The organism is Corynebacterium singulare (genome assembly GCF_000833575.1).
GTDB lineage: Bacteria > Actinomycetota > Actinomycetes > Mycobacteriales > Mycobacteriaceae > Corynebacterium > Corynebacterium singulare.
The window spans coordinates 97700-114727 of sequence record NZ_CP010827.1 but is presented as its reverse complement, the minus strand read 5'-3'; the positions used below and the strand labels follow the sequence as shown (position 1 = coordinate 114727).

Here is a 17028-nt window from a genome sequence, read left to right as displayed (position 1 = left end):
TACTATGCCAGCCTCTGCGACAGGAAGGAACCCGATGCGCACTTATGAGGAGCACCTCGCCGCCGTTCGCGCGGCTCTTCCGCAGCCGCGGGCTGTCTCCACTCCGCTGACCAGCGCCTTCGGACGCCGCGCTGCGACCACCTACCGCGCGGAGGCGGACCTGCCGCCCTTTGATAACTCGCAGATGGACGGCTACGCGCTGCCCACGTGTGACGGCGGAACCTTCACCGTGGGCCGCACCATCGCGGCGGGAAACGTTCCTGGTGAGCTCACGGACGGCTCCGCCCTGCCCATTATGACCGGCGCCAAAGTTCCCGCGGGCACCGCCACCATCGTGCCCGTCGAGCACTGCGAGCCCCCGCACTTCCCGGAAGAAGGCGCTACCGTCACCGTGCCGGCAGCTCCCGAGCAGTTCATCCGGCGCGCGGGGTCCGATGTCCAGGCGGGGACCATCCTCATCAACGAGCACGCGCTTCTCGACGCCCCCTCCATCGCCACCCTCGCCTCCCAAGGTCTCACCGAGGTCCTCACCTTCGCGCCCGCCCGCATCCTCATCTGCACCGGCGGCGCTGAAATCGGTGGCGACGGCGAGGCCACCATCCCCGATTCCAATGCGCCGATGCTCGCGGCCCTGGCCACACAGTATGGCATCGACGTGGCCGGCTTCGTGCGCACGAATGACGATCCTTCTGCCCTGCGCGCGGACCTCGCCGAAGCAGTTATCACCCACCGCCCCGATGTCATCGTCACCTCCGGCGGCATCTCGCACGGAAAATTCGAGGTCATCCGCCAAATCTTCGAGGAAGACGGTTGGTTCGGCCACGTGGCGCAGCAGCCGGGTGGCCCGCAGGGCCTGTCCCGCCTTGGCGACGTCCCCGTAGTCTGCTTCCCCGGCAACCCCATCTCCACGCTGGTGAGCTTCCGCCTCTACTTGGCACCCGTCCTTGGCCGCACGCCGGCTCCTTTTCACGCGCACCTTACTGAGCCCGCGGATGGCCTTAACAACCGCGAGCAGTTCCGCCGCGGAACTATCAGCATCGCCGATGGCACAGCCCACGCCTCCTTCCTCGGCGGCACCAGCTCCCACCTGATGTCCCAGGCCATCGGCGCAACAGCCCTTATTCGTATCCCCGCCGGCTCACAGCTTTCAGCCGGCGACCTCGTGGAGGTGTTTCCGCTCTCATGACCCGTCGTGCACTCGTTATCGTTGCCTCCAACCGCGCCGCCGCCGGCGAGTACGAGGACCGTTCCGGCCCCATCTTGGTGAACTTCCTGCGTGAGCAGGACTTCGATACCCCGGAGCCTGTCGTCGTCGCAGACGCCGACATGGACGCCGCCTTGGCCACCGCCTTCGCCGAGGCCCCCTCCGTCATCCTCACTTCCGGCGGCACGGGCATCAGCCCGGATGACCAGACTGTCGAAGCACTAACCCCACACCTCGAGCGCGAGCTCCCCGGCCTGGCCCACGCCTTCTACGCGCACTCCGCCGCCATCCCCACCGCGGCACTCTCGCGTACGGTTGCCGGAGTCACCGGGCCCACTTTCGCCATGGCCCTGCCCGGCTCCACGGGCGCGGCCAAGGACGGCTGCGCGGTACTCGAACCAGTTCTTCACCACATCATCAACCAGTTGGAAGGCATTCATGAGCACTGATTTCGGCCTACTCGGCGCCCACATCAGCGCTGAGCCCATCACTGCCCCCGACATCGCCACCGCTGAAACCGGCGCCGTCGTTGTATTCGACGGCATTGTGCGCAACCACGATTCCGGCCGCGGGGTCAAACTCCTGACCTACACCGCGCATCCCAGCGCCCAGCAGGAAATCGAGCGCGTGGCCGCTGACGTCGCCGCTGCCTTTCCCGCCGTGCGCCTGTGGTGCACGCACCGGACTGGAACACTAGAAATTGGCGAATCCGCTTTCATCGTCGCCGCCGCCTCCGCACACCGCAAGGACGCCTTCGAGGCCGCCTCGACCTGCGCCGACCGCGTCAAAGCGGAAGTCCCCATCTGGAAAGAACAGCTCCACACCGATGACACCACCACGTGGGTAGGCTTGGAATGAACCGCTGTATGCACTGTCAGCATTCGGTGTGGACGGGAAATGGGCTTAGATTCAGAAAGTGAAAGCGCAATGCTCATAGCACTACTTCGAAAACTCCTAGCGGTTTACGCTCTAGGCGTCTGTGCACTTGTCGTTTCTTCGTGTGCGCAAGAGCGTTCACAAACATCGAAATCTTTTGCCACTTGGGAATGGGGTGGGATCGCTAGAGCTGTCTCTGCAGCTCCTTCCGCAAGCAATCCCAATTATGTTTTTGGAACGAGCACTGACGAGGTAGGCTCTCTCGCTGAACTTGCATCGGTGTATAACCCTTCGATGGAAAGACTTGGTGAAGGGTATGTAGCTCCAGATAAGGATCAGTTGGTTGTCTTCGATTCAGATTTTCGCAAGCAATCTGAGAAACCACTCGAAGGTTTAGGCCTACCAACCCAAACAACTTCTGCTGGTTCTGTGGACAATAAAACAGCAGTATTTGTTTTTAATGAAAGCACGAGTGATAGTCCGTATTCGAGCCGCATTGTGCTCGCAACTAAGGAAACTACAAGCGCGGTACCTCGCGATAGGAGACCAGTCGCGTTAAGGGCTTGTACTAATGAAACAGCTGTCTGGCTAGAACGTGATGAAGATGACGGAAGCGGATTAACACTTGTGCGTATGGGAACCGACGGGTTGTTGTCTGAATCTCGCCTTGATACGCCTGCCGGAACAGTCGCATCCGAATACTTCTCTACTCTTGGCTGTGGGAAAGAAAAATCATATATTTCATTTCCTGACGATATTGGCGGTGCGGACGTTGTCTCGGTTGGTAGCCCGAATGAAAAACCAACTTTGATGCATGAAGGAAGGATCGAAGGGCTGCCGATACCAGGCGTAAATAGGTCATCTCGCTACGAAGAAGGAAGCGTGTCGTACTTTACAAGTCGAGGAACGATCGTGGCAGTTGATCTCGAGCATCAGGAAGTTAAAGAAACTGAACCCCTAATCGGCACAGATCGCCGTCCTGTATCTGCAACGATCGACGGCGGAAATGTACACATCGTGACTCAGCCGATTGACGGTGCTGAGGAGCTTCGCGTACATTCTTTTTCATTCAAGGACCCAGTTGCGGATAAGGATGGCACGCATATCGCGAAGCTTAGCCAGCTTATGCAAGGTAGTACTGCACATGGGGCATACACAATTCCGATGTCTATTTACCCTTTCGATAAACGGACGGATTAACGTCTAGAAGAGCATTATTTTTCGGCCTGACTTAGGTCATGGGTGGGTGAGTAACGTCACTCTTGACACTGTTACCTGTTGGTTTTCATCGGCGGGGAGGAATTTTTCCGCACTAAGTGGGTAGTGCCGGGGGTGTTCAGTAGTCTGATTTTTGTGAGTCCTTATATTCGCACCGTCAAGACCGCTTCTGGGGCGACGGCGGTGCAGGTGGTGTTCTCTGAACGCAAAGGTGCGAAAAGGATGAAGCATATCGGCTCAGCACATTCAGAGTCTGAGCTTGCGCTTTTAAGAGCTGAAGCTCAACGCATCGTCGATGGTGACCAACTCGCAATGGACTTCGGCGAGGTGAAACACATCCCACCGGCAACAGGCAGCGTTTCCAACCCGCTGCCGGTAGTCGGTCAGCGTGCCGGATACTTGCTGGACTGTATTGATGCGTGTTTCAACGAGTTAGGCCTTGCTGCAGCAAGCGGTGATGATCCGGTGTTTCGCGATCTGGTGCGTGCCCGGATCATCCATCCCGGCTCAAAGCTGGATTCCATCGAGACTCTTGCCGAGGTTGGCATCACCAGCGCAAGCTACCGCACTATCCAGAGGCGTCTTCCCACCTTCGCGACCGAATCGTTTGGGGAGACACTAACCCAAGTGTTGGCCCATCATGCAGGTATCGGGCCAGGCGCATTCATCTTGTACGACGTGACCACCTTGTACTTTGAAACCGATACTCCTGATGAGCTTCGCAAACCCGGGTTTTCCAAAGAGCGCCGTGTAGAGCCACAAATCCTTGTCGGGCTGCTTACTGATGCCACCGGGTTTCCACTGCATGTTGGCGCGTTTGCTGGCAACTCGGCAGAAACCCACACGATGCTGCCGATGATCACACGGTTCCAAGAGGCCTACCAGCTCGACGAGGTCACCGTCGTTGCTGATGCAGGCATGTTTTCAGCAGCGAACAAACAAGCACTCATTGACGCAGGGCTGCACTACATTTTGTCGGTGAAAACCCCCACCGTGCCAGAGGTAATTGAAACCTGGCGGCGGGAAAACCCCGGTGAAGACTACACCCACGGCCAGATCTGGACACAAGCCTCGGCAAGCGATGGGCGCAAACACACAACCCCAAATACGGTGACGCATTACCAGTACTCCCACGACCGGGCCAGACGCAGCCTGCGCGGAATCAAAGAGCAAGTCGCAAAAGCCAAACGCGCTGTTGACGGCGATATCGCTATCAAGCGCAACCGCTATATCGATCTTTCCGCCCCGAACAAGAAGGTCAACTACGCTCTTGCTGCCAAACACCGAGCCCTAGCCGGAATTAAAGGCTATGAAACCGACCTGACCGCTCTTGACGCCCAGGAGGTTATCGGGCATTACCGCAGGCTATTCAACATTGAGAAATCGTTTCGGATGTCGAAATCAGACCTGAAAGCACGCCCAATCTACGCCAGGAAACAAGACTCGATCACAGCACATCTCCATATTGTGATGGCAGCACTAGCCGTGGCCCACCTGATGGAGACCCGCAGTGGTCAATCCATCAAGCGCCTCGTGAGAACACTCAAGAAATACCGCAGCTTTCAACTCGTCATTGGCAGCGAAACCATTCACGCCGCCGTACCACTCCCGCCCGACCTCACCGCCACCATCCAGGCAATCACCGGCCACGAACTTCCGCACTAAATTGGCCTAAGTCAGGTTAGATTCAGAAAGTGAAAGCGCAATGCTCATAGCACTACTTCGAAAACTCCTAGCGGTTTACGCTCTAGGCGTCTGTGCACTTGTCGTTTCTTCGTGTGCGCAAGAGCGTTCACAAACATCGAAATCTTTTGCCACTTGGGAATGGGGTGGGATCGCTAGAGCTGTCTCTGCAGCTCCTTCCGCAAGCAATCCCAATTATGTTTTTGGAACGAGCACTGACGAGGTAGGCTCTCTCGCTGAACTTGCATCGGTGTATAACCCTTCGATGGAAAGACTTGGTGAAGGGTATGTAGCTCCAGATAAGGATCAGTTGGTTGTCTTCGATTCAGATTTTCGCAAGCAATCTGAGAAACCACTCGAAGGTTTAGGCCTACCAACCCAAACAACTTCTGCTGGTTCTGTGGACAATAAAACAGCAGTATTTGTTTTTAATGAAAGCACGAGTGATAGTCCGTATTCGAGCCGCATTGTGCTCGCAACTAAGGAAACTACAAGCGCGGTACCTCGCGATAGGAGACCAGTCGCGTTAAGGGCTTGTACTAATGAAACAGCTGTCTGGCTAGAACGTGATGAAGATGACGGAAGCGGATTAACACTTGTGCGTATGGGAACCGACGGGTTGTTGTCTGAATCTCGCCTTGATACGCCTGCCGGAACAGTCGCATCCGAATACTTCTCTACTCTTGGCTGTGGGAAAGAAAAATCATATATTTCATTTCCTGACGATATTGGCGGTGCGGACGTTGTCTCGGTTGGTAGCCCGAATGAAAAACCAACTTTGATGCATGAAGGAAGGATCGAAGGGCTGCCGATACCAGGCGTAAATAGGTCATCTCGCTACGAAGAAGGAAGCGTGTCGTACTTTACAAGTCGAGGAACGATCGTGGCAGTTGATCTCGAGCATCAGGAAGTTAAAGAAACTGAACCCCTAATCGGCACAGATCGCCGTCCTGTATCTGCAACGATCGACGGCGGAAATGTACACATCGTGACTCAGCCGATTGACGGTGCTGAGGAGCTTCGCGTACATTCTTTTTCATTCAAGGACCCAGTTGCGGATAAGGATGGCACGCATATCGCGAAGCTTAGCCAGCTTATGCAAGGTAGTACTGCACATGGGGCATACACAATTCCGATGTCTATTTACCCTTTCGATAAACGGACGGATTAACGTCTAGAAGAGCATTATTTTTCGGCTCTTCACCTCGCGTGGAAATCGCAAGTCTACTGCCTGGCTGATGCGCCTAGCCGGCGTTCCTGGCAAAGGTAAACTCGTCATCAAGGTCAACACACTGATGGCCATCAAGGGCGTGGATAACGTTCGAGTGAGCGTCGAGGTAGGACGAAGCACGATTCCGCCGAAGCTTAGAATATCGACACCAACCGGGATTGAAACCGAATTCTTTAATCAGAATCCGCTGCAGGAAACAATAGAAATCAAGGCAAAAGCCTAGGAAGAGCTCGGAGCACTTCAAAATGAGTTCACGCTACGCACGACAGGAAGCCCTCTGGGGAACCTCCACACAGCAACGGCTTCACACTTCCACAGTCGCCGTCATTGGTGCTGGCGGCCTCGGCTCACCTGCCCTGCTCTACCTGGCAGGCGCGGGCGTGGGGCGCATCCTGCTTTTCGACGACGACCTCGTCTCCCTCTCCAACCTGCACCGCCAGGTCATCCACACCACGGCGACCGTGGGCCAGCCCAAAACCGAATCCGCCGCAGCAGCCTTGAACGCTCTCAACCCGGAATGCACCATCGAGCAGTTCTCGCGCCTCACGCCTGATACCGCCCTGGCGCAGCTGCGCGGGGCCGACCTCATCATCGACGGCACCGATAACTTCTACTCCCGCCACTTGGCTTCCTGGGCCGCCCACGAACTGGGCATTCCACACGTGTGGGCCTCGCTCCTGGGCTATGACGCGCAGCTTTCCGTTTTCCACTCCGGCCACGGACCGGTCTATGAGGATCTCTTCCCCACCGATCCGCAGGTGCCCTCCTGCTCGCAGGCCGGCGTATTGGGTCCGGTCGTCGGCGTGGCCGGCTCCGCCCTGGCGGTAGAAGCAATCAAGCTCCTCACGGGCATCGGCACCCCGCTCATCGGCACGCTGGGATACTACGATTCCCTCGCCGGGACCTGGGAATACATCCCCGTGCGCGCAAGCGGCGTCATCCCGGCGCGCCCGGCCAACCCCACCGACGTCCGCGACGTTCCAGAGGGCGCCACGCTCATCGACGTCCGCACCGCCCCCGAGCGCGCCGCTTCCCTCATCCCCGGCTCGCAGCACCTCCCGCTCGATGACATCCTCACCGGCCACAACCCGCCCATCGACCCCGCCGACCTCGCCGTCCTCTACTGCGCCAGCGGCCTGCGCTCCGCCCAAGCCGTCGAAGCTCTGCGTGCCCGCGGCTTCAGCAACGTCTACTCACTGCGCGGCGGCATCGACGCCTGGCAAGAATCTCATCGCGATGGGGTCTAGACATGGGACTTCACCTCGTGTAATCATGTTTACATGAGTAGTTCAGTTATCAGTTTGCGTATTGACGCAGAGCAAAAGGAGCGCCTTGATTCTTTGGCGTCCAAGACTGGACGTTCTGGCGCGTTTTACCTCCGAAAGGCACTTGACGCTTACTTGGACCAGTTGGAATACGTCTATGCGCTGGAGGCCGAGGCCGAGGCCGCACGCCGTGGCGAGCTAGAGACCATTTCTCTTGAAGACCTAGAGGCTGAATGTGGCGTGGAGAATTAGCTTCACGCCGCGCGGTGCGAAAGCCTTCCGAAAGTTAGACAAACCAACGCAGAAGAGAGTCAGCAGGTTTCTTCGCGAAGTGGCAGAACTCGAAGACCCGCGCTCGCGCGGCAAGGGTCTCGTGGGGGATAAATCCGGTCTGTGGCGCTGGCGAGTCGGGGACTACCGCGTTATCGCGGCAATATACGAAAACACAGTCACTGTCACTGTTGTTGACTTAGGTCACCGACGCGAAGTCTACGATTAATCAGCCAACGGGTCGGTTCCGCCGAGCTTCATCTCGAAACGCTCGTAGTCCTCTAGGTTCGCAAAGTGCCGCGAGTAGAGATCACAATCGCGATCTACATAACCATAGAGGGCTGGCGCGACGTCCACGATGTGCCGTACCTTCACGTCCTCACCATCAGCCTGCTCGTTCGCCATCGCTTCAACGCGTTCTCGAGCCTTCTCGTCCGACTCCGCATACACAATATAAAAGTCCTCGCGGAAGAAGCTTTGGGCAGATGAACTGGACTTCTTAGCAAGCTCCATCACGACAATTCCAACATAAGGTTCCATTGCCGGCTACTGTCCTTTCCGGTTCTAGGTCAGATTGGACTCGACTCTACCTGCTCACCCAGACCATGTAACGCGGAAAACTCAGCCGGCCGCCTTAAAAGCTCACTGTCATGCAGACCCGCCAGTATTACGTCGCCACCACTGCGGTGTGTGCTCTTACGCTGGGGCCAAACTGCGGCGCAAGGACTCGGCCCCAGGTCCCATCCCTGACCGCTTCGATCCGAAGTCTGTCCTCAACGCAACGGCTCTGATATGCGCTATAGCGTTACCGCTGCAGGTGTCACCATCTTCTACTCCGCGCAAGCAGTCGACGCCCTGCGCGCCCGCGGCTTCAGCAACGTCTACTCGCTGCGCGGCGGCATCACCGCCTGGCAAGAACACATTTCCGAGCTTGAGTCCGAGGCCGAGGCCGCCCGCCGCGACATTCTCTAACCCCTCAGCCGGCGGCTCCCACCATCTCTACGCCGCCGTGCCACATGGTCCCTCTAGTTTGGTCCCCATACTCTGGTCCCTACTCACTGCAAAGGGACCTTTTACAGCCAGTTTCCTGCGCCCAGATGGTCCTTTTGCTCAGTGAAAGGACCAAAGTAAAGAGACCACTATGAAGGGACCATCTTTGCCCCCTTCATCGAACAACCAGTCACCCCCTTTGTAAGCTCACTGCCATGAGGATCCGCCAGTATTACGTCGCCACCGCTGTGGTGTGTGCTCTCACACTGATGTACATTCTGCTGCGCTGGGACTCGGTCCCCGATCCCATCCCGGTCCACTTCGATGGCTCGGGCAACCCGGACCGCTTCGAGCCCAAGTCTTTCTTCAACGCCACCGCTTTGGTGTGGATCGGCGTTGTATTCGCCATCGCGCTGCCGTTGTGCGTGCCGCCGATCTCGCTGGCGCGAAAGACAGTGCAGGTTCCGGCGGAGTCAGCGCTTCCTTTCTCCGAGGCCACCGCACAGCGCGCGGAGCTGCTCGCTGAAAAGACCGCCACGTTCATCGCCCAGACAGTGTTTGCCATGACGATCTGTTTATGCCTTTCCGCCGTCGGTACCGTCATACCGGATATCCCCTTCTCGGGCTTTCTCCTCGTGACCGCGTGGGTAGGCTTCACCCTGTTCATCATGATTCAGGGCGTCCGATTGACGCTGACATCCGCGAAGGACGTGAAAGCCATACCCACCGACCAGGATGAACACGTTCGCAACGAAGCACTCCGCCTTGCCGGTGGCATGGGAGTCTACAAAGAACCCAAAGACCCGATGTGCATGGCAGTCTTTTCCATGAATCCTTCGAAGCTGCAGATCAACACCGCGCACGAACCGGGCCGCCGCTACCTGTGGCGCATGGGCATCGCTCTCGCCGCATCCATAGCATTCTGCGTGCTCATCACCGTACTCTAGATGCATGGAGCACCTGTTTGAGCGCGCGCACTCGATTCTTTCTGATGCCACCCACGTCGAAGTTTTCACCGGCGCGGGCATGAGCGCGGACAGCGGCATCGCCACGTACCGCGATGCGCAGACAGGGATCTGGGAGAACGTGGATCCGGTGGCGATGGCGTCGATAAGCGCATGGCGCAGCGATCCTGAGCCGATGTTCGCCTGGTACCTGTGGCGCGCCCAGCTGGCGCAGCGGGCGGAACCCAACGCTGGGCACCGCGCGATTGCTGCCGCACGCGGCATGACGGTGACCACCCAAAACATCGATAACCTGCACGAGCGCGCCGGAAACCAGGACGTAGTCCACCTGCACGGCTCCTTGTTTGCCTTCCGCTGCACCGAGTGCGATACGCCATATGACGAGGACATTGCGTTCCCAACAGAGCCAGTTGAAAGCATCACGCCACCCGAGTGCCCCGTGTGCGGCGGCCTCGTGCGCCCGGGCGTGGTGTGGTTCGGTGAGGCTTTGCCCAACGACGAATGGGCCGAGGCCGAGCGCCGCATGTCCACCGCGGACGCGCTGCTCATTGTGGGCACCTCCGGCGTGGTCTACCCCGCCGCCGGCCTGCCACAGATTGCCCACGCGCGCGGCATCCCGATTGTGGAAGTTACCCCGCAGCCAACGGATCTCTCACCGCTTGCGGACGTCATGGTCACCGCCACCGCGGCGGAGGCGCTGCCACGCATCTTAGCGGGGCGGATCGATGGCAAAGACGAGTAGCAGCCGGAAATACCGCGGCTCTTGCCCACCGAAATGTACAAGATGTACATTTTCAGTATGAAAACGATGTCAGTGACGTCCAGCCAATTCCGCCAATCCCAAAGCCAAATTTTCGAAGAGGCACAGCACACACCCGTCGCCATCACTAGTCGTGGAAGCCGTGTTCGCGCTTTTGTCGTCTCTCCTTCATTTTTCGCCCGCGCAGTCGAAGCACTGGAAGATCGTGAGGACGTTCAGGCCGCTGAGCTTGCCCGAGGAGAGTCCGTAGAGATTTCACACGAAGACCTTAAAACAAAACTGGTTCCACCCTGCCAGAAGGTGAATACTCCACTTCGATTGGAAGATAGTTCTTAAACATCCAGATCGATGTCGTGCTCCTTAGCCTTCCCGTCCAGCACTTGCTCATAAGACTCCAATAGCCGGCGAGCATTGACTGGGGAGCCGAAAAGATAATCAGTCTCTACCCACGCCGAATAGCTATCCTCTGACATCACGAAACCGCCTTCCTTACCACAACCATTATTCCCCCCGGGAGGAGATGAATCCATGCTCTACCTTGTTCCAGGAGCCCTAGCCGGGATCATCTTTTACGCCATCCTCACAGTAGTGAGCTGGGCAATCGGGAAAGCCTGGCCACAACGACGTCTAGGCGCACATAGCCGGTTGGCCATCCACTGCTTAGTTGCTATCGCGTTTTCGATCTTTCTCGCCGTTGCTGGCGGCGGCGGGAACTGGGCCACGCACCTGCAAGTTAGCGGATTCCTATTGGCAGGATGCGTTCTGAGCTGGGTGACTGCAGCGAGGAGCAGCCGAGAGAATTCCTGAATCCGTGGAGCGATAACTTCCCTTAGTCGTCATTCCTCACATCCCTTATGGACACAAACCCTGTGAGTTGTTCTCCTGGAAGGCATATGGGCTTCTTCCCTGCATTTTCTCTTCGCTCATTAACGGAGAAAACGAATTGAGCGAACTGGGGAACAATCTGTACCGATGGAAAAAGCTCCCTTAATTGGTGAGTAATACGCCATCCCGCGTCGTACCATCGAAATCTATCGAATTGGTCCTTCCAACGCGGACGCTGGCGAAAGCTATCGGGTTTCTCGAGGAAATTCTGATGAAACTCCTCCGTCCACTCAAGGATTTCGCGCCCCAGATCGGACTCAATTCCTAAGTCTTCAGGCAGATAAAATCCGACTCTGTTAGCCCCAGAAACTATGAGTTCTTCAGACGGCCACAACGAACTTGGATGGCTGAACTCTGGGCGGAGGAATATTTGCCGATTGGCCATGGCACTAGAATAGCCCAGCGTCACTGCTAAAAATACGCAAGATTTTGGCGGAGGCGGCGGGATTTGAACCCGCGGTGAGTTTCCCCACGCTGGTTTTCAAGACCAGTGCATTCGGCCGCTCTGCCACGCCTCCTCGTCACGCGTCAGCATGCACCGCGCGCAACACGTTCAGAGTACTAGACTCCGCCGCAGGAGAAGAATTCGCCCCAACCGCGCACTGCAGTCTAGTGAGAAGCATCCGAAATCGTATGACGTCGAAGAAAAGCAATTGAAAAACTCCCTGCATGGTTTAATCGGGCCCATGCAGACAGTCGATACCCTCATCATCGGCGGTGGCGCGGCCGGCCTTCAGGCAGCCCTGGTCATGGTCCGCGCACGCCGCAGCGTCCTCGTTGTTGATTCCGCCACTCCCCGTAACCGCTTTGCCCATGAAATCCACGGAGTTATCGCTCTCGAGGGCACACCTCCGCTTGAGTTCCAGGAGCGCGGCAAGGAGCACGTGCGCAACTACGGCGTGCAGATCGTGAAGGCCACCGTGGATTCTGTCACCGATAATGACCGCACGTTGACCGCAACATTGAGCAACGGAGACACCGTCGCGGCGCGCTCCATCATCGTTGCTAGTGGTGTCGAGGACGTGCACCCAGCCATCCCGGGCCTGGAAGAAAACTGGGGAAATACGGTCCTCCACTGCCCCTATTGCCACGGTTACGAGGTGGCGGACAAGAATCTTGGCGTTCTCTGCATCGGCGAGTTCTCCCTGCAGCACGCGGCAATTCTGCGCCAGTGGTCGCAGAACATCACCTTCTTCACCAACGGCATGGAGCTCAACGAGCAACAGCGTTCACACCTCACCCGGCGAGGCATGGCGCTTGTCGACGGCCCCATCACCGCCTTCCACGACGGAAAAGTCCAGGTTGGAGACGACGACCATGCTGTTGATGCGCTGTTCTACATGCCTATCCCCCACCCGCACGATGAGTTCCTCGCTGACCTCAACCTCGAGCGCCACAGTCCTCCGTCAGGGATGGGCGGAAGCCTCATCAAGGTGGGCCCAGCCGGCGCCACCAGCCACGCGCGCATCTGGGCCGTGGGCAACGTGGTAAACCCACCAGCACAGGTGGCGATGGCCATGGGAGAAGCGAACGCCGCCGCCATCGCGGTCAACGCTTTCCTCGTCGAGGATGATTGGATTTAAGTACGGTGGTGGCATGAAAGCCATCATTCAGACCAATCTGGAAGACCCAAGCTCGCTGGAGCTGGGGGACGCTGATAAGCCGCAGCTCAAAGACGGCGAAGTGCTGGTCCAGGTCAGGGCCGCCGGCGTGAACCGCGCCGACCTGCTCCAAGCCCGTGGGCATTACCCGCCACCGCCGGGTGCTTCAGAAATTATCGGGCTGGAAGTCGCCGGCGAGGTCGTCGATGCAGGTGATACCGACATCACAGTTGGGTCAAAGGTCGGCGCACTTCTGGCCGGCGGCGGCTATGCCGAGTACGTGGCCGTGCCGAAGGGCCAGCTTGTGCCCATCCCCACCGGCTACTCCTTTGCCGAGGCAGCTTCCGTCGTCGAAGTGGCCTGCACCGTGTGGTCCAACATCGCCATGGAGGCCGGCCTCACAGAAGGCCAGACCATCCTCATCCACGGCGGTGCGGGCGGCATCGGCACCTTCGCCATCCAGGTGGCCAAGCAGCTGGGCGCCACCGTTGCCGTGACCGCCGGATCCGATGAGAAGCTCGAGACGTGTAAGGAGCTCGGCGCGGATATCCTCATCAACTACAACGAGCAGGACTTCGCCGAGGAACTAAAGAATCAGTGTGATGTCATTCTGGACATCATGGGCGCGAAGTACCTCAAGAAAAACCTCATCGCGCTGGCCAAGGGTGGCCACATGGTTACCATCGGCATGCAAGGCGGCACGAAGGCTGAGCTCAACATGGGGATTCTGCTCAACAAGCGCCTGACCCTGCAGGGCACGACGCTGCGCTCCCGCTCGGTGGAGGACAAGGCCGCCATCGTGGCCGACACCATCACGAATGTCTGGCCCTGGCTGGAGGACGGCAGCGTGAAGCACCACCTCCACGGCACGTACCCGCTTGCCGACGCCGCCAAGGCCCACAAGGCCCTCGACTCCGGCGAGGTCACGGGCAAGCTCGTCCTCGAGGTCTAGAACTTAAGCCCTAAGCCAGGGAGGCCACGACACGGGTCAAGTGCTCAATGTCGTGGTAGGTGCTGAACGGGCTCAGGGAAACTGTCACGGCGCCGCCGATTTCCTCCACACCCATCTCCGTCAGCAGAGGTGTGTGCGGAGCTGTCGTGGTGACAAGGCCGTTGTCGAAGAGCCGGCGGTGAATGACTTCCGCCGGAACGTCGCGCACGGCGAAAGTAAGCCGCGGGAGGCGGTCATCGGAGGCATCGGCAGCCGCCTCGCCTGTTACGCCCAAGATGTGGACTGCCGGCAGGGTGCCCAGCAGACTATAGAGATCACCGCAGAGCTCCTCCATGTAGGACGACAGTGCATCGAGCGAGCGTCCCAAGCGCACACGCCGTGAGCCGCGCTCGCCGCCGGCCAAGGCAGCTAGGTGATCCGCCAGCGGCCCCACGCCACCGGCCAGGCCCGGCGATACCGGGCCAACCACTAGGTCATCGAGGCGGCGGAACATTGCGGTATCGCGGAAGACCAGCGCCGCCAGCTGCGGCCCGCCCAGTTTGCCTAAATCTACGCCGAGGATATCCGCGCCCACAGAGTCGAATTCGATGCGACGGTAGGGGGCTACCGAGGAGACGTCGACAAGCGCCCAGGCCCGGGAACGCTCATGGACCGCATCAATAATGTCCGCCGTCGGCGTGACCGTGCCCAGCAGCTCATGCGCGGCGGGGAAGGCCACGAACCGCGTGGAACCATCGACCAACTCGGCGTACTGGAACGCCGGCAGCTCACCCGTGCCCAGGTCTGGCTGGGCCCAGCGGATGTCTGCGTCGAGGTGCGCGAATGCCCTGGACAGCTCCGGAGGATCGAGGCGCGAGAGCACCACTGAGGACTGACGGCGTACAAGCGGACGTAACGCTGCCGCCAGGGACTGGTAGAGCACCGGCAGGGACGGGCCGAGGATAACGCGCTCTGCCGTCGCACCCGTGAGGTCGGCCACGGCACGGCGCGCAGAAGAATACATGTCATCCGCCAGCAATTCGCCCGGCGCGCGGCGAGCCGAGTGCGCGCCGACGGTATCCTCCTGCGGCTTTACCGTAGCGGATGTACGGAAGGACCGCGCCACGCCCGAGGCCACGCGCTCCGCAATTTGCGGTGAAGAGTGGGCATTGAGGTAGGTCCATCCATCGGACAGACCAGTGTAGAGACCTCGCACACTGGCGACGTCATACTGTTCTGTCATGGTTAACCCTTCCTCCTCAAGCGGATGATCGCCTCCCTACTCTATACGTCTCACGTAAATCTTTCCTAACCCGTGATTTCCCCTGCTCGTCACCGTTTTCGCTGGTTACGGGCGTGTGTCTAGGTGTTTAGGTATCGTGCGCGCTAGGGTGAAGGGCGTGCAAGACAAGAAAAACCTGCGTGACGACGTCGCCCGCATGACCACCGCGCCTGCACCCGGCGAGGAGCCGGCCTCGCGGTCAATGACCATGTCGGCGGCTTTCGCCGACCTGCTGCAAGGCGCTCGCCAGCGCGAGCTGTGGTTCAAGCTGGGCATTCAGGACATCAAGCAGCGCTACCGCCGCTCGGTGCTGGGCCCGTTCTGGATTACCATCGCGACCGGCGTCATGGCCGCCGCTCTGGGCCTGCTGTATTCCATGCTCTTCCAGATTCCCGTGGCGGAGTTCCTGCCCCACGTCACCGTGGGCCTGATTATGTGGAACTTCATCTCCGGCGCAATCAAAGAGGGCTCGACGGTCTTCATTGATAATGAGGGCCTGATCAAGCAGCTGCCTGCCCCGTTGTCGGTCCACGTCTACCGCCTAGTGTGGCGCCAGACTTTGTTCTTGGGCCACAACCTCATCATTTGGTTGCTGCTCATCATTATCTTTCCTCGGCACCTGGGGTGGGAGTTCTTCCTGTGCATCCCGGCGCTGGCCTTGCTGCTGGTCAACGGCGTGTGGGTAGCCATGTTCTTCGGCATTATCGCCACCCGTTTCCGTGACGTTGCCCCGCTGCTGGAGGCTCTCACCCAGCTGCTCTTCTACGTCACGCCGATCGTATGGATGACCTCTACCTTGAAGGACCAGGGTGAGGCTGTTGCCAGCCGTGCGCGCATTGCGGAGCTCAACCCGCTGTATCACTACATGGAGATTGTCCGCGGCCCGCTCATTGGTGTGCACGTTCCCGCCTATCACTGGTTCATTGTCCTGGGCTGCACGGTTGTGGGCCTGCTTATCGCCGGTCTTGCCATGAAGCAGTGGCGCTTCCGCGTCTCCTATTGGGTCTAGAAAGGTTTGTCCATGGTTTCCATTGATACGTACAACGCCTGCGTGGACTTTCCCATCTTTGACGCCAAGTCCCGCTCATTAAAAAAGGCCATGCTCTCCACCGCCGGTGGCTCCATTGGGAAGAATGACCAGAACGTGGTCATGGTTGAAGCCCTCAAGGACATCAACCTTCACCTGCGTGAAGGTGACCGCGTGGGCCTCGTGGGCCACAACGGTGCCGGTAAGACGACGTTGCTGCGTCTGCTCTCCGGGATCTATGAGCCCACCCGCGGCGCTGCCGATGTGCGCGGGCGCGTGGCTCCTGTCTTTGACCTCGGCGTAGGCATGGACCCGGAGGTCTCCGGCTACGACAACATCATCATCCGCGGCCTCTTTTTGGGTCAGACCATCAAACAAATGAAAGCCAAGATGGATGAGATTGCCGAGTTCTCTGAACTGGGTGATTACCTCTCCATGCCGCTGCGCACCTACTCCACCGGTATGCGCGTGCGCCTAGCGCTGGGCGTGGTGACCTCCATTGAGCCGGAGATCCTGCTTCTCGACGAAGGCATTGGCGCCGTCGACGCCGCCTTCATGGCCAAGGCCCGCGTGCGGCTCCAAGACCTGGTGAAGCGCTCCGGCATCCTGGTCTTTGCCTCCCACTCCAATGACTTCCTGGCCCAACTGTGCGATACCGCCCTGTGGATCGACCACGGCCAGATCCGCTCGGTGGGCGAGGTCTCTGACGTCGTGGGCGAGTACGAGGGCCCCGAGGTTGGCGAGTACGTGCGCGACCTGCGTCGGCGCTTCGACAACGAGGAGAACGCCTAAGTTTCCGTGAAAACAGGCAACTATTCACTTGTTTTCACGAAATCCTCG

General features: G+C 58.8%; 21 protein-coding genes and 1 tRNA gene. 18 read left to right on the top strand and 4 right to left on the bottom strand.

The window, feature by feature from the left end:
• Nucleotides 1–34: 34 nt before the first annotated feature.
• The 10 genes from CSING_RS00610 to CSING_RS13070 all read left to right on the top strand — a co-directional run bounded on the left by CSING_RS00610 (nt 35) and on the right by CSING_RS13070 (nt 7976).
• Nucleotides 35–1186: a molybdopterin molybdotransferase MoeA gene (locus CSING_RS00610; RefSeq protein ID WP_042528801.1), complete on the top strand. Its 1152-nt coding sequence runs from the start codon at nt 35–37 to the stop codon at nt 1184–1186.
• The gene (locus CSING_RS00605; protein ID WP_042528799.1) at nt 1183–1653 is read left to right on the top strand and encodes a MogA/MoaB family molybdenum cofactor biosynthesis protein; all 471 of its coding nucleotides are present in this window, start codon (nt 1183–1185) and stop codon (nt 1651–1653) included. The genes CSING_RS00610 and CSING_RS00605 overlap by 4 nt, the downstream gene beginning before the upstream one ends.
• On the top strand, nt 1643–2062 hold the full coding sequence (locus CSING_RS00600; protein ID WP_042528797.1) for a molybdenum cofactor biosynthesis protein MoaE: 420 nt from the start codon (nt 1643–1645) through the stop codon (nt 2060–2062). Before CSING_RS00605 ends, CSING_RS00600 begins: the two co-directional genes overlap by 11 nt.
• Before the next feature lie 39 nt (nt 2063–2101).
• The gene (locus tag CSING_RS13470) at nt 2102–3280 is read left to right on the top strand and encodes a hypothetical protein (protein WP_144403088.1); all 1179 of its coding nucleotides are present in this window, start codon (nt 2102–2104) and stop codon (nt 3278–3280) included.
• A gap of 153 nt (nt 3281–3433) precedes the next feature.
• Nucleotides 3434–4963 carry an IS1634 family transposase gene (locus CSING_RS00590; RefSeq protein ID WP_042532986.1) on the top strand — a complete coding sequence of 510 codons (1530 nt, stop codon included), beginning with the start codon at nt 3434–3436 and terminating at the stop codon, nt 4961–4963.
• Nucleotides 4964–5003: 40 nt separating this feature from the next.
• Nucleotides 5004–6152 (top strand): hypothetical protein, encoded by a 1149-nt coding sequence (locus CSING_RS13465; protein ID WP_144403087.1) that lies wholly within the window; start codon nt 5004–5006, stop codon nt 6150–6152.
• A gap of 67 nt (nt 6153–6219) precedes the next feature.
• The gene (locus tag CSING_RS00580; protein WP_042528793.1) at nt 6220–6435 is read left to right on the top strand and encodes a hypothetical protein; all 216 of its coding nucleotides are present in this window, start codon (nt 6220–6222) and stop codon (nt 6433–6435) included.
• Nucleotides 6436–6457: 22 nt separating this feature from the next.
• The gene (locus tag CSING_RS00575; RefSeq protein WP_042528791.1) at nt 6458–7459 is read left to right on the top strand and encodes a ThiF family adenylyltransferase; all 1002 of its coding nucleotides are present in this window, start codon (nt 6458–6460) and stop codon (nt 7457–7459) included.
• A gap of 33 nt (nt 7460–7492) precedes the next feature.
• Nucleotides 7493–7729, top strand: a complete 237-nt coding sequence (relB, locus tag CSING_RS00570) for a type II toxin-antitoxin system RelB family antitoxin (protein WP_042528789.1) — start codon at nt 7493–7495, stop codon at nt 7727–7729.
• Nucleotides 7713–7976 (top strand): type II toxin-antitoxin system RelE family toxin, encoded by a 264-nt coding sequence (locus tag CSING_RS13070; protein WP_083311434.1) that lies wholly within the window; start codon nt 7713–7715, stop codon nt 7974–7976. Before relB ends, CSING_RS13070 begins: the two co-directional genes overlap by 17 nt.
• On the opposite strand, the gene CSING_RS00565 is transcribed toward CSING_RS13070, so the two are convergent.
• A complete protein-coding gene (locus CSING_RS00565; protein WP_042528787.1) occupies nt 7973–8287 on the bottom strand; it encodes a DUF4288 domain-containing protein in 315 nt (104 codons plus the stop codon). The two genes, CSING_RS13070 and CSING_RS00565, sit on opposite strands and share 4 nt — an antisense overlap.
• Nucleotides 8288–8539: 252 nt before the next feature.
• Between CSING_RS00565 and CSING_RS00560 the strand changes: the two genes are divergently transcribed.
• The 4 genes from CSING_RS00560 to CSING_RS14180 all read left to right on the top strand — a co-directional run bounded on the left by CSING_RS00560 (nt 8540) and on the right by CSING_RS14180 (nt 10798).
• Nucleotides 8540–8719, top strand: coding sequence for a hypothetical protein (locus CSING_RS00560; RefSeq protein ID WP_042528786.1), 180 nt, complete (start codon nt 8540–8542; stop codon nt 8717–8719).
• Nucleotides 8720–8952: 233 nt separating this feature from the next.
• Entirely contained in the window at nt 8953–9684 is a 732-nt protein-coding gene (locus CSING_RS00555) for a DUF1648 domain-containing protein (RefSeq protein WP_042528784.1), read from the top strand.
• Between the two features lie 4 nt (nt 9685–9688).
• On the top strand, nt 9689–10444 hold the full coding sequence (locus tag CSING_RS00550; RefSeq protein WP_042528783.1) for an NAD-dependent deacylase: 756 nt from the start codon (nt 9689–9691) through the stop codon (nt 10442–10444).
• A 33-nt stretch (nt 10445–10477) separates the two neighbouring features.
• Nucleotides 10478–10798 carry a type II toxin-antitoxin system Phd/YefM family antitoxin gene (locus CSING_RS14180; RefSeq protein WP_391497934.1) on the top strand — a complete coding sequence of 107 codons (321 nt, stop codon included), beginning with the start codon at nt 10478–10480 and terminating at the stop codon, nt 10796–10798.
• Here CSING_RS14180 and CSING_RS13790 read toward each other — a convergent pair.
• Both CSING_RS13790 and CSING_RS00530 read right to left on the bottom strand, forming a co-directional pair.
• A complete protein-coding gene (locus CSING_RS13790) occupies nt 10795–10935 on the bottom strand; it encodes a type II toxin-antitoxin system Phd/YefM family antitoxin (protein WP_169744719.1) in 141 nt (46 codons plus the stop codon). The genes CSING_RS14180 and CSING_RS13790 overlap by 4 nt on opposite strands.
• Before the next feature lie 842 nt (nt 10936–11777).
• Nucleotides 11778–11865: transfer RNA gene (locus CSING_RS00530), tRNA-Ser, on the bottom strand.
• Nucleotides 11866–12033: 168 nt separating this feature from the next.
• On the opposite strand from CSING_RS00530, the gene CSING_RS00525 reads away from it, so the two are divergent.
• Both CSING_RS00525 and CSING_RS00520 read left to right on the top strand, forming a co-directional pair.
• Nucleotides 12034–12930: an NAD(P)/FAD-dependent oxidoreductase gene (locus tag CSING_RS00525; RefSeq protein WP_042528777.1), complete on the top strand. Its 897-nt coding sequence runs from the start codon at nt 12034–12036 to the stop codon at nt 12928–12930.
• A 13-nt stretch (nt 12931–12943) separates the two neighbouring features.
• Nucleotides 12944–13900, top strand: a complete 957-nt coding sequence (locus CSING_RS00520; protein ID WP_042528775.1) for an NAD(P)H-quinone oxidoreductase — start codon at nt 12944–12946, stop codon at nt 13898–13900.
• A gap of 10 nt (nt 13901–13910) precedes the next feature.
• Here the strand turns inward: CSING_RS00520 and CSING_RS00515 are convergent, their stop codons facing one another.
• The gene (locus CSING_RS00515; protein WP_042528773.1) at nt 13911–15122 is read right to left on the bottom strand and encodes an aminotransferase class V-fold PLP-dependent enzyme; all 1212 of its coding nucleotides are present in this window, start codon (nt 15120–15122) and stop codon (nt 13911–13913) included.
• Nucleotides 15123–15318: 196 nt separating this feature from the next.
• Here CSING_RS00515 and wzm point away from each other — a divergent pair, with 196 nt between their 5' ends.
• Nucleotides 15319–16170, top strand: coding sequence for a galactan export ABC transporter permease subunit Wzm/RfbD (wzm, locus tag CSING_RS00510; protein ID WP_042532983.1), 852 nt, complete (start codon nt 15319–15321; stop codon nt 16168–16170).
• 12 nt (nt 16171–16182) lie between these two features.
• Nucleotides 16183–16980, top strand: a complete 798-nt coding sequence (gene wzt / locus CSING_RS00505; RefSeq protein WP_042528771.1) for a galactan export ABC transporter ATP-binding subunit Wzt/RfbE — start codon at nt 16183–16185, stop codon at nt 16978–16980.
• The last annotated feature ends 48 nt before the right edge of the window (nt 16981–17028 follow it).